This is a genomic window from Herminiimonas aquatilis, assembly GCF_042665175.1.
GTDB classification, from domain to species: domain Bacteria; phylum Pseudomonadota; class Gammaproteobacteria; order Burkholderiales; family Burkholderiaceae_D; genus Oxalicibacterium; species Oxalicibacterium aquatilis.
Genome location: NZ_JBHTCC010000001.1, coordinates 617,944 through 630,199, shown reverse-complemented (window position 1 = coordinate 630,199; position 12,256 = coordinate 617,944). Strand labels below are relative to the sequence as shown.

The following is a 12,256-nucleotide window of genomic DNA, read 5'->3' as shown; positions in this document are numbered from 1 at the left end:
AGCGCAATCGGCTGTCTCTGGTAGGGCCGTGAGCAGGTAAAATAGCGCCTTGCTTCCCACAGATAAAGTCACGCATGTCCATACAATGGTACCCAGGCCACATGAACGCCGCCCGCAAAAAGGCGGCGGAAGCCATGGAAAAGGTCGACATGATCATCGAAGTGCTGGACGCGCGCGTGCCGCAGGCCAGTTGCAATCCGATGATCGAAGAATTGCGCACCTTCCGTCAGCGGCCCTGCCTCAAGATCCTCAACAAGAGTGACCTTGCCGATCCTGCCGCGACGCAGCAGTGGCTGGATTTTTACAACAAGCAGAAGAATGTGCATGCCGTCGCGCTCAGTTGCAAGAAGCCGTCCGACGTCGCCAAGATTCCTGCACTCAGCATGAAGATTGCGCCGCATCGCGGTACGGCCTTGAAGCCTTTGCGCATCATGATTATGGGTATTCCCAACGTCGGCAAATCGACCTTGATGAACGCGCTGCTCAAGAAGCGTGTTGCCAAGGTAGGTGATGAACCTGCGGTGACCAAGATGCAGCAGCGCCTTTATCTCGGCAATAACATTGTGCTGACCGATACGCCGGGCATGATGTGGCCAAAGATCGCGTATCCGAGCGATGGCCTGATGCTCGCGGCCAGTCATGCGATCGGCAGCAATGCATTGATTGAAGAAGAAGTTGCGACATTTCTGGCCGATATCATTCTGGCGCGTTATCCCGCGCTGATAGCAGCCCGTTACGGCATGAAAACGGAAGGTATCGATGGCGTCAGTGTGATCGAAGGCGTGGCTGTACGTCGCGGCCTGCGTATCAAGGGCGGTGATCTCGATCTGGAAAAAGCTGCGCATATTTTCCTGCAGGATTATCGTACCGGCCTGCTGGGGCGCGTCAGCTTGGAGACGCCCGAAAGTCGCGTCGAATTGCTGGCGACTTTCCAGCCGCCGCCATCATTGAGCGATGTGGAAGGCGAGCCTGAGGAGGCAGAAGAAGAAAGTCCCGACGAAACATTCGACCGACGACGTTAATAAAAAAGGAATCGAAAAATCGATTCCTTTTTTTATTCTGTCTCGTTACTTTCTTGCTAAAAAGCTTATGCCCCCAAGATTGTAGAGACGGTATTTACAGTGGAAGGCAATTCCATCTTGCTAGGCTTGGATCTTTTCATCATCTCCCTTTTCATGATTGCTTGCGCTAGGTTCTGTTGTATCGACCTGCATCGCCGCCGGCGCGATACCTGTCATGACGACATAGCCGGATTTTTCCGATTCCGGTACCGCAGGCGCAGCGCGTATCCTGAGTACCGTGAAGATGGATAGCGCTCCCAGCACGACTGCGAAGAACAGCATCAGACTCTCAGGGTTTAACAGATCCATGATTACGCCTGCAATCGTTGGGCCGAGCGCGGCACCAATGCCGTGCACCAGCAAGAGTCCACCAGTGACTTCAAGCAGACGTGACGAGTCGATCAAATCGTTGACGTGAGCGACGCTCAGACCATATAGCGTAAAGACAAAACCTCCATACAGTATGCCAACCAGAATGAGTATTTCTTCCGAGGCTCGTGAGAATGCAAAGCCCAGCAATGCGAGGGAAGCGCTGGCAATGCAGACCCATAGCATGACGTAACGCCTGTCATGTCGATCCGAGTAATGGCCAACCGGCCATTGGAAGGCGGCACCTCCGAGAATGGTTGCTGCCATAAAGGTTGCTACCCCTACATCGGTAAAACCAACTCCTTGGGCATAGGCTGCTCCCAGGCTGTAGAAGGCGCCATTAAGCAGGCCGGAGCCGACTGCGCCTACTACTCCAAGTGGTGAAGTCTGGTAGAGATTTCGCAAACCAAGGTGTGGACGTTCGACTGCCGCTGGCTGCGAGATAGGTGTTAGCGTGATGGGGAGTAGAGCGAATGAAAAGAGAACCGAAACCAGCGCAAACGGGACGAAGCCAAACTTGTCGCCGACCAGAATCAACCACTGTCCCAGCGCCAGCGCGACAAATGTTACTGACATGTAGATTGCAAAGACCTTGCCGCGATGTTGGCTGGGTGCCAGTGTATTGAGCCAGCTTTCGATCACGATATACAAACCGACGATGCACACACCGGTGGTCAGGCGCAAGGCGCCCCAAAACCAGGGGTCTATCCATAATGCATGCAAAATCGGCATCATCGATGCGATAGACGCCATCGCAGCAAATGCGCGTATATGTCCGATGCGACGTATCAGCGCAGGGCAATAAATTGTGCCGACGACATAGCCGACAAAATAAGCAGACATGATGAGGCCAGTCACCATGCCAGAGAATTCTGCTAATCCGGCGCGCAGCCCCAATACTGAAAACAGCAAGCCAACACCCACCACCATCACGCCGGCGCCACTCAGCAATGAAGACAGTGGTAGAAGTAATCCCCGCATGGTTCACTATCCCGATCTAAAGTGGTTTGGCAGGTTCTTGCGCGGTCATTTGTTTCAAGCGACGGCGCAGTTCACGTTCCTGTCGTTGTTGCTCATTCCAGTCTTCGCGTATGGCTCGCCATAGGGCAATGACCATCAAGAGAATCACCATCGTGAACGGCAAGGCAAATACAATCGTTGCCGTTTGCACAGCCTTGAGACCGCCAGCCAGCAGCAGCGAGATGGCGATCCCGGCGACTAATATGCCCCAGATGGTTTTGACCTTGGCCGATGGATCAGGATTGCCGCCTGTGCTCATGATGCCGAGTACCAGCGTGGCAGAGTCTCCGGAGGTCACGAAAAACACGAGTACCAGCAACGTTGCGACGATGGACATGATCAGACCAAATGGCATCGCATTGAACATGGTGAACAGTGCAGTGGATGCGTCAAGTTTGACGGCAGCCGCAATCGGTACGTGTTGCCATATTTCCATGTACAACGCCGTTCCGCCAAACACGGAAAACCAGATGAATGCTGCGAGTGAAGGCGCAATAACGGTACCTATAATGAACTCCCGGATAGTGCGACCACGCGATACGCGTGCGATAAATACGCCGACGAATGGCGACCAGGAAATCCACCACGCCCAGTAAAAAATCGTCCACCCACCTACCCATTGACTCTCGCGAAAAGGCGTCATACGCAGACTCATTCTGATGAATTCACTCAGATAAGAACCCAAGGTATTTGTCAGTGTGTCGATGATCGCGACAGTCGGGCCGATGATGAAAATGAACAGCGCCAAGACCAGTGCCACGATCATGTTGAGGCTGGATAGAATTTTGATGCCCTTGGTTACGCCGGTGACGGCAGAGGTGACGAAGAGCGATGTCGTTACCAGGATGATACATACCTGAGAGGAATTGCTCACGGCAAGGCCGAACACGGTATGCAGACCACTATTGATCTGGAGTGCGCCCATACCCAGCGATGCCGCAACACCGAACGCGGTTGCAATCACTGCGAGTACATTGAAGAGTCCTGACATGCGTCGAATAGGCGCCCAAGGCAGGCTACTGATCGATTCACTGATCAGTGCTTTTCCTTCGCGGCGATACTGGAAGAAGGCGATGGCCAGCGCAACCACGCCATATACTGCCCATGGGTGAAGTCCCCAGTGGAAGAAGGCATAGCGCATACCCGCATTGGCTGCTTCTGGCGAGCCGGGTAGTACTCCCGGCGGCGCAGTCATGTAGTGAGAGATCGGTTCCGCGACTCCCCAGAACACAAGGCCGATGCCCATGCCGGCAGCGAACAACATAGAGAACCATGACCCCATGGAAAACTCGGGCTCGTCGTCTTCGTTGCCGAGTTTGAGGTCGCCGTAGCGACTAAACGCCAGGAAAAAAGCAAACACCACCAGACCCAGTACGGTCCATAAATAGAGCCAGCCAAAATTCTTGGTGATACTGGCGAGCGCAGTCTCGAAAACCATACTCAATGACGAAGGGGAGAAAATTCCCCACAAGACAATCAGCAAGATGCAACCGGCGGAAATAATGAGCTGCATAGCGCCCTCCCATAAATTGTTATTGAAGCTGGATGTCAGCGAATTGATTTTTTCTTGCGCAAAAATATTCAGGCGCAGTTCTCTGTCGAACGGCCCAATGTCATGCATGCAAGGAGCCATCGATGTGCTGCGTAACTCATTCGACGATGCTTGGCTAACTATAGACCTTCGTCATATTGCCGAATCTAGAACGTGTGGGTGATGCCCAGCGCCATTCCCGTTTTGGCATCTACAAGCTGTTCACGATACAGGTCTGCATATAGCGTGGTGCGTTTTGAAAGCGTATGAACATAACCGGTGCTGATTTTATGGTTGTCATTTTTTTGATTGCGACCGTACCCCGCGCGGATCATATCGGCACCGATGGCATAAGTCGTGGCGATCAACCAGGTACGCTCAGCAGTCAAGCCAGTCTGTCGGGTTTGAGCATGCGAGCCCATAATGGTTGCGTCCCCGATTGAGTATTTCGCCGCCAGATAAAAAATATCGTCGTTGCGTGCGTTGACTTCATACGATGCCGCAGCCGAGAAAGCATCTTTGCTATAGCTTATGGATGTGCCGCGTGCACGACTGCCTGCGGCAGCGTCATCATCGATCTTGATTGCGGCCTGGACAGCGATACCGTTCCAGGTCGGACTGCTGTAGAAAAATCCATCACTGATGCGCGAAAAATCAGCGTATCCCAATTCAATGTCATGTACGCCATCGCTGCTGTAACTGCCGGTTTGATACGAAGCGAGCGAAGCATTGAAGCCGCTGTTTACCCAGGGCTCATACTTCCATACGGTGTTCCATAGCGGCGTGAGTGCGCGTCCGAGGTGGACTGTGCCGTAGTCTTTACTCGCCAATCCGACGGTTGATTCGCCTTGCCAGAAGGTGGTCGATCGTTCGGTTTCACCCGTGTCGAGTTTAAATCTGGTTTCGATATTGAATATGGCCTCAAGCCCATTTCCCAAATTTTCCCTGCCACGAAAACCTAACCAGTTGTTATAGCCGCGCTCCATTTTTGGTGAGTCGCCACTTTCCTTGACTATGCCTATGTCTATATAGCCATACATCTCGACATTCGATTGTGCTGAGGAATAAGTGGAGGAGAGTAGCGCAATCATGGCAATTGCGATGTATGCAGGACGAATGGAAATGATCTTGTCTTCCTTTATATAAAGAGGAAAGGGCATGTCGCTTTGGTTGAAAGCATCATGTTCTGGACAGCACGAATTTTATTGGCAGTGATGCCTGTGGTGTTGCAATTGAATCGAATCCGTTTGCAGTATCGATAATGCAATCGCATGGCGACGTTGCATTAACGGGCTTGCAGCATCGGTAAAAATATGACCGTCAGCGTTGTTTGACGGGATGCGAAATGAAGATGCTGTGAATGAAAGGCGCGGGCTTCAGTGTGAATTGCATTGGAAGCGGTTGTCGCGACTTGCTTTTATGATTCCGCGACGATGATCTTGCACGGATAGCGGCCATTATATTATGTTGCAATGCAGCATGCAAGCTGGAGCTTTAGCGTGCGGCGTTAAAAAACCCCGCAAGGTCTTGCAACCTTGCGGGGTTTTTTGAAGGTATTGATACAGAAGTATCGTTACCAGATACGACTTACATCATGCCGCCCATGCCACCCATGCCGCCCATGCCACCCATGTCGCCGCCAGCTGGTTTGTCTTCAGCGATTTCAGCAACCATGCAGTCAGTGGTCAGCAACAGTGCAGCGATCGAAGCAGCATTCTGCAATGCCGAACGGGTCACTTTAGCTGGATCGAGAACACCCATTTCAACCATGTCGCCGTAGGTACCGTTGGCTGCGTTGTAACCGAAGTTACCTTTGCCTTCGAGTACTTTAGCCACAACCACGGATGCTTCTTCACCGGCGTTTTGCACGATCATGCGCAGTGGTTCTTCCATCGCACGCAATACGATGCGGATACCAGCTTCTTGATCCGAGTTGTCGCCTTTGACATTGATGTTGGCACGTGCGCGCAACAATGCAACGCCGCCGCCAGGAACGATGCCTTCTTCGACTGCAGCGCGAGTAGCGTGCAATGCATCTTCAACGCGTGCTTTTTTCTCTTTCATTTCAACTTCGGTAGCTGCACCGACTTTGATGACTGCAACGCCGCCTGCCAATTTGGCAACGCGTTCTTGCAGTTTTTCGCGGTCGTAGTCCGACGTTGCTTCTTCGATTTGCGCGCGGATTTGTTTAACGCGTGCTTCGATGTTGATAGCTTGGCCGTTACCGTCGATCAGCGTGGTGTTTTCCTTGCCGATTTCGATACGTTTAGCCTGGCCCAATTCTTCCAGCGTGATTTTTTCCAGTGTCAGACCGACTTCTTCAGCAACGACTTGGCCGCCGCTCAAGATAGCGATGTCTTCCAGCATGGCTTTACGACGATCGCCGAAGCCTGGTGCTTTAACAGCGCAGGTTTTCAGAATGCCGCGGATGTTGTTCACAACCAGAGTTGCCAGTGCTTCGCCTTCGATGTCTTCTGCGATGATCAGCAGTGGACGACCGGCTTTAGCGACTTGTTCCAATACCGGGAGCAGGTCACGGATGTTGGAGATTTTCTTGTCGCACAACAGGATGAACGGATTTTCCAGAATTGCAGTTTGCTTTTCTGGGCTGTTGATGAAGTATGGCGACAGGTAGCCGCGGTCAAATTGCATACCTTCAACGATATCGAGTTCGTCGTTCAGGGATTTGCCGTCTTCAACAGTGATGACGCCTTCCTTGCCGACTTTTTCCATCGCTTCAGCGATACGCTCGCCGATCGAGTAGTCCGAGTTCGCCGAGATCGCGCCAACTTGAGCGATTTCTTTGGTTGTTGTACATGGTTTTGCGATCAGTGCGAGTTGTTCGACAGTTGCTGCAACAGCTTTGTCGATACCGCGTTTCAGATCCATAGGGTTCATGCCGGCTGCAACGTATTTCATGCCTTCGCGAACGATCGCTTGTGCCAAAACGGTTGCAGTAGTGGTGCCGTCGCCTGCGTTGTCGCTGGTGCGGGAAGCCACTTCTTTCACGAGCTGTGCGCCCATGTTTTGCAATTTGTCTTTGAGTTCGATTTCTTTCGCAACCGATACACCATCCTTGGTGACGGTAGGCGCGCCGAACGAGCGTTCCAGCACCACGTTACGGCCTTTAGGGCCCAAGGTGACTTTCACTGCGTTGGCCAGAACGTTTACGCCTTCGACCATTTTGGCGCGCGCTGCGTCGCCGAAAATAACTTCTTTAGCTGCCATGTTTAATACTCCTGAAATTCGTTAAGTGATTCGCGTTGAGCGATATGGATCACTGTGGATGAAACCGGTTTCGATCGCTGCAGCGGTGCCGCGCGTTCGAAAAATCGGCATCACTTTTGTACGATTGCCATGATGTCTTCTTCGCGCATCACGAGGACTTCGTTGCCCTCGACTTTGACTGCTTGACCTGCATATTTGCCGAACAAAACGCGGTCGCCGACTTTAACATCGAGTGGGCGAACTTTGCCGTCGTCGAGGATTTTGCCGTTACCGATAGCCAGAACTTCACCTTGATCAGGCTTTTCAGCAGCTGCTTCAGGAATGATGAGGCCGGACGCAGTTTTTGTTTCCTGGTCGAGGCGCTTGACGATGACGCGATCGTGCAAAGGACGAAGGTTCATACAAACTCCTTAGTTTTCAATAAGTTAGGATAATTTTTGCGGCACTTATGCTGCAAAGCATGCTTTACAGTGCATTCGTGCCGCACCAGAAAGTTGGGTCGACCGAAGAGGAATTGTTAGCACTCTACTTCGACGAGTGCTAAGTATAGGGACGGTTCCCTGATAATTCAAGTGATGATGACGAACATAAAATTAATCAGCTGCTTGTCATTTCCCGCCACTGGGGATTTGAACTGTGGCTGAAATACCCATGGTTTTGTCGGAAACCCGGTTTCCTTAAGTCATATGATTCCTCAAGAACTTGTTAAAGGTCTTGGCAAACGGGAAGTTCTTGAGTCGGTTCATCAAAAACAATTGATTCTGAAAAAAACCGTAAGAGGAATTGTATGGTTTCCATCGAAGAACTTATCTTCCTGTGTTTTCTCTCGGCGACCCTGCTATTCGTAATGTTTCATATTTTCCGTTTTCGCCTGCTGTTGACGGGGTTGCCCCGTCCAGCGAGGAGGTCGGTGGGTATGTTGCCGCTGTTGGCCGTATTGATGCCGGCCAACAGCGCGCTTGAATTCAGCGTGGCGCAGCAATCCCGCTCGCCGGTGGGATATGGGCTGGAATTGACAGGTTTTATCGTACTCGCGTTCATTATCGTCAATCTCATATGGCTGATCAGGTTCTCACCGAAACCGCAAAAAAAAATGATCATCCTCGCCCTTGGCGCGCATCCTGACGACATCGAACTTGGGTGTGGCGCCACCCTGCTGCGTTACAAGGTGGAAGGCCATGAAACGCACGGAATTGTGTTCTCGAACGGAGAAGGCGGTCTCCATGATCCACAGCTGAAGAACTGCAATCCGCGCAAAAGAGAAGCGGAAAGAGGTGGCCAAGTGATGCATCTCGACAGCCTGACCGTCATGGAATTTCCGGACACCAAGCTCAACACCAAACAGGAAGACATCATGCGCGTCATCGAGGAGTGCACGCGTCAACTCCATCCCGATCTGATCTTCACGCACAACCGCCACGATCTTCATCGTGATCATCGCGCCGTATACCTGGCCACGATGGAGGCCGCCCGTCGTGTCCCCACAGTGCTTTGCTATGAAAATCCGAATACCCCGTCCAGTTTCCAGCCGAATTGCTTCATTGAAGTGTCCTTGTATCTGGAGCACAAAATCAAAGCCTTGAAGTGCCACGCAAGCCAGCATATTTCGCGCCCTTATATGGAAGAAGACCTGGTGCAGAGCCTGGCAAGAGTGCGGGGAGGTCAAGCGCGTTTGCGAGCTGCCGAAGCATTCGAAGCCATTCGGTTCACTTTGTAACTATTTCAGCGATCCTCGCGGAGACGTACATGGCAAACAGTAAAAGTGTCCTGGTGACAGGGGCAGGTGGGCCTTCCGGAAAGGCGGCAATACATGCGCTCAAGGATAAGGGGTTCCGTGTGATCGCGGCCGATATGGCACCGACCGAGCATCGGGCAGATGCGTTCGCAATGGTTCTTCCAGCGGCGCACCCAATGTACCTGACACAACTGGACGACCTGCTCTCGACTTGGGAGATCAACTGGCTTTTTCCCACGGTCCAGGAAGAGCTGATCCTGGTTGCGGAAAAGGCTGACACGTATCGCAGGCGCGGGATCGCTGTTTACATGGCGAACCCTGACGCGGTGGCCATATGCAACGACAAATGGCTCACCGCACAAAGTCTGGCTGCGTGCGGCGTCGCAGTTCCCAGGAGCGCCATAGGTGAAGCCGGCTCGGCAGCCATACGGGGGCTGGGATTTCCCTGCGTCTCCAAACCAAGGGTGGGGCGCGGCGGCCGTCATGTCACGGTGCATGATCGGGCCGATATCGCGCTGGATATGAGCGTGGCGGATAGCAACCTCGTGTGGCAGCAATTTATGTCTGGCACCGAATACGATGTGCTGCTGATGATTCGGCGCAATCGTCCGGTATCGGAAATGATCGGTGCGATCTTCGAAAAGACGTCCTTACGTGAAGGACGCACTGGCAATGCGCTGACACTTGAACGGGTCGGCGTCCCGGATGTGTACGATCTCGCCTTGTCCGCCGCCCGGGCGCTGGATCTCGAGGGGCCGCTGGATATGGATATCCGGCGCGATATCAACGGTGTCGCGCACGTCCTTGAAATCAACGCACGGATCGGCGCGCATACGTACAAGGCGCCGGAGATTTTCGACGCCCTGGTGGATCTCTATGAAACCGGCTACCTGGGCGGATGAGCATGAATGACCTGCTCCTTATCCCCATATTGTTTTTCGGCGCCATCATTTTTTACTTCGGTTTGCTGGCGTTGGCCTATTTCCCTATGGCGTTAAGTTACTGCGTCTGGGAAGGCAGGCTCAAGGCGCGGGCCGGAGCCATCCATTACACACCGCGGGTGAGTGTGCTGGTGCCGGCCTATAACGAAGAGAAGACCATCTCGCCCAGTATTCAGTCGATCCTCGATTCCGACTATCCCGATTTTGAGGTGATCGTTGTCAACGACGGATCAACCGACGCCACTGAACGCGAACTACAGCCTTTCATTGCCGGGCGCCTTATTCGCTATTACGCAAAAAAAAATGGCGGCAAGGCGTCTGCACTCAATGTAGGGATAGCACGGGCGACCGGTGACATCATTTTTTTTACCGACGCTGATTCGCTTTTCGAAAAAAATACTATCCGAAACGGTGTTATGTATTTTTCCGATCCGACGATAGGCGCCGTAAGCGGCAACGATACCCCGCTGAATCCGAGAGGCGTATTGCAAAAAATGTTGGTGGTGACCTCTCACATCGGAACCGGCTTTGTACGGCGGGCGCTTTCCATGGTGTCCATATTGCCGATCATTCCCGGCAATCTCGGCATCGTGAGGTGGGATATCCTGCGCGCCATCGGAGGCTTTCGTGAAGTCTGGGGAGAAGACCTGGAAATCACCCTGCGGCTGCACCGTCACGGTGTGGGCATTGTCTATGGTGCCAGCACCAAGGTCATCGCCGAATGCCCACATAATTTGGCCGGTCTGTGGAAGCAGAGAGTGCGCTGGATCAGAAGCTACATCACTGTCCTCTCGATCCATCGCGACATGATCGGACGCACGAAATTCGGCAGATTCGGCATTTACATGTTGTTCAATATCGCTAACATGATGTTTATTCCCATCCTGCAAGCGCTCACTTTTTTTCTATTGCCGATGGCTCTTTATTTCGGTGTCATCAGCTTGCAAGCGATGGAGTGGGTCGCTTACCTGGGATTTGGCTATTTGTTTATCGTGGCGATCACTTCTATCCTGCTCGACAGGTCGCCGCGTGATTTGATCTACCTGCCTTACAGCATCGCGCTGATTCCCCTGAGTTTTGTCTACAGCGCCGTGGTGATTTACTCGATCTGGCTTGAGTCGCGCTCGCATGCTGCGGACTGGAACAAGCTTGAACGAAGAAACCCGCGCGAACTCTCACCGATCGACGATCCTTGTCGGCGCAGGCTGATGCTGGGTGGCGCTGCGGTCGCCGGTATGGCCGCAGCGGGGCCCCTGCTGCCAATCGACATCGATGCGCTGTATGCGAAAGTGACTGAATTACTTGAACCCGCAAGCCCGCCCGGCGGCAATCTGGTGGTGTCTATCCATTTCTCTGATTGGCCGGATTGGCGGAATGCCGATCAATCGCTGCTGCTTGCTCCCGAAGCGATACATGTGGACCAGGTTGCCATCTCCGCCGGACGGCCCGATTGGACATTTTTTCAATGGCAGGGGCGCGAACAATGGTGGAGCCCCGAACAGCAGAATGTGGAAGGCGACATGCTGGACATGAGCGTCGCACGCCTGAAGGCGAACGGGTATGCCACGATAGCCACCCTTGATGTGCTGGCCCCGCGCTATCTGCAGGCGAACCCGCACTGTGCCGCAGTCGATATTGCAGGCAAGTCCAGTCAGGAGATCGTGTGTTCCACTTGCCTTGCGCACGGTGATTACGGAGATTTACTGGATGCGGCATTCACCGCACTTGCTGCCAAAAATGAAATCGATGCAATTTGCATTACCGAGTTGTTCTATGACGTAAATTGCTTCGATGAACGATGCCGTGCCGCATTCGAAGCCTCGACCGGACGCACCACCTGGCCACGCGACGGCGAGGGAAAAATAGATTGGCAGCATCCTGCCGTAGGCAAGTGGCGATCCCAACAGGTGGCTCGAGCGGTCGCCAGGCTTTCCGCGATTGCGCGAACACATAAAAAGAAATTGCTGATGGATGTCAGGGTGAGTCGCGACGACCTTAGCCGTAACAGCAGGGAAAACGGCCAGGACTATCGTTTATTGCTGCCTCTGGTCCATCGCCTGGTGGTCTGGGATTACTTTGCCATGGATCGCTTGTCGCCGCAGGTTACCGCTAAGGTTGCCAGATACATGAGCCGCCATTTCGGACGAGGCCGCTATTGGCATTCAATAGGATTATGGAATGACAAGGGTGGTGCTATCGATGCCGAACAAATGGCATATGCCATACGCGCCGCCCGTCGAGGCGGTAGCAGCAATATCTGGGTTACGCCTGCCAAGGATTTGACAAGGTCACACTGGCAAGCCCTCGCAAGGCTCAAATTAGGAAAAGATTATGCTAAATCAAGTTAAGAGTGTGCCAATTTGACAACATT

The 12,256-nt window shown here is 53.0% G+C and carries 9 protein-coding genes; 4 read left to right on the top strand and 5 right to left on the bottom strand.

The annotated features are described in order from the left end of the window. Positions 1 to 74: 74 nt before the first annotated feature. The gene (gene ylqF, locus ACFQO0_RS02835; RefSeq protein ID WP_382232529.1) at positions 75 to 1,022 is read left to right on the top strand and encodes a ribosome biogenesis GTPase YlqF; all 948 of its coding nucleotides are present in this window, start codon (positions 75 to 77) and stop codon (positions 1,020 to 1,022) included. A 120-nt stretch (positions 1,023 to 1,142) separates the two neighbouring features. Here the strand turns inward: ylqF and ACFQO0_RS02830 are convergent, their stop codons facing one another. The 5 genes from ACFQO0_RS02830 to groES form a co-directional block, all read right to left on the bottom strand. Continuing rightward, complete coding sequence (locus ACFQO0_RS02830) at positions 1,143 to 2,411, bottom strand: MFS transporter (RefSeq protein WP_382232528.1); 1,269 nt, start codon at positions 2,409 to 2,411, stop codon at positions 1,143 to 1,145. A gap of 16 nt (positions 2,412 to 2,427) precedes the next feature. Beyond that, positions 2,428 to 3,963 carry a BCCT family transporter gene (locus tag ACFQO0_RS02825; protein WP_382233997.1) on the bottom strand — a complete coding sequence of 512 codons (1,536 nt, stop codon included), beginning with the start codon at positions 3,961 to 3,963 and terminating at the stop codon, positions 2,428 to 2,430. Between the two features lie 185 nt (positions 3,964 to 4,148). Continuing rightward, positions 4,149 to 5,141 carry a porin gene (locus tag ACFQO0_RS02820; RefSeq protein ID WP_382232527.1) on the bottom strand — a complete coding sequence of 331 codons (993 nt, stop codon included), beginning with the start codon at positions 5,139 to 5,141 and terminating at the stop codon, positions 4,149 to 4,151. Between the two features lie 427 nt (positions 5,142 to 5,568). Continuing rightward, positions 5,569 to 7,209 carry a chaperonin GroEL gene (gene groL, locus ACFQO0_RS02815; protein WP_382232526.1) on the bottom strand — a complete coding sequence of 547 codons (1,641 nt, stop codon included), beginning with the start codon at positions 7,207 to 7,209 and terminating at the stop codon, positions 5,569 to 5,571. Positions 7,210 to 7,319: 110 nt separating this feature from the next. After that, on the bottom strand, positions 7,320 to 7,610 hold the full coding sequence (groES, locus tag ACFQO0_RS02810) for a co-chaperone GroES (protein ID WP_382232525.1): 291 nt from the start codon (positions 7,608 to 7,610) through the stop codon (positions 7,320 to 7,322). Positions 7,611 to 7,996: 386 nt separating this feature from the next. Here groES and ACFQO0_RS02805 point away from each other — a divergent pair, with 386 nt between their 5' ends. From ACFQO0_RS02805 to ACFQO0_RS02795, 3 genes are read left to right on the top strand one after another with little or no spacing between them, the layout of a single operon-like run. Then, complete coding sequence (locus tag ACFQO0_RS02805; RefSeq protein ID WP_382232524.1) at positions 7,997 to 8,926, top strand: PIG-L deacetylase family protein; 930 nt, start codon at positions 7,997 to 7,999, stop codon at positions 8,924 to 8,926. A gap of 29 nt (positions 8,927 to 8,955) precedes the next feature. Next, complete coding sequence (locus tag ACFQO0_RS02800; RefSeq protein WP_382232523.1) at positions 8,956 to 9,846, top strand: ATP-grasp domain-containing protein; 891 nt, start codon at positions 8,956 to 8,958, stop codon at positions 9,844 to 9,846. 2 nt (positions 9,847 to 9,848) lie between these two features. Next, entirely contained in the window at positions 9,849 to 12,233 is a 2,385-nt protein-coding gene (locus ACFQO0_RS02795; protein ID WP_382232522.1) for a glycosyltransferase family 2 protein, read from the top strand. Positions 12,234 to 12,256 lie beyond the last annotated feature (23 nt).

Coding starts and splice junctions, on each gene's coding strand:
- ylqF (WP_382232529.1), top strand. CDS start 75: ATGTCCATACAATGGTACCCAGGCCACATGAACGCCGCCCGCAAAAAG.
- ACFQO0_RS02830 (WP_382232528.1), bottom strand. CDS start 2,411: ATGCGGGGATTACTTCTACCACTGTCTTCATTGCTGAGTGGCGCCGGC.
- ACFQO0_RS02825 (WP_382233997.1), bottom strand. CDS start 3,963: ATGCAGCTCATTATTTCCGCCGGTTGCATCTTGCTGATTGTCTTGTGG.
- ACFQO0_RS02820 (WP_382232527.1), bottom strand. CDS start 5,141: ATGCCCTTTCCTCTTTATATAAAGGAAGACAAGATCATTTCCATTCGT.
- groL (WP_382232526.1), bottom strand. CDS start 7,209: ATGGCAGCTAAAGAAGTTATTTTCGGCGACGCAGCGCGCGCCAAAATG.
- groES (WP_382232525.1), bottom strand. CDS start 7,610: ATGAACCTTCGTCCTTTGCACGATCGCGTCATCGTCAAGCGCCTCGAC.
- ACFQO0_RS02805 (WP_382232524.1), top strand. CDS start 7,997: ATGGTTTCCATCGAAGAACTTATCTTCCTGTGTTTTCTCTCGGCGACC.
- ACFQO0_RS02800 (WP_382232523.1), top strand. CDS start 8,956: ATGGCAAACAGTAAAAGTGTCCTGGTGACAGGGGCAGGTGGGCCTTCC.
- ACFQO0_RS02795 (WP_382232522.1), top strand. CDS start 9,849: ATGAATGACCTGCTCCTTATCCCCATATTGTTTTTCGGCGCCATCATT.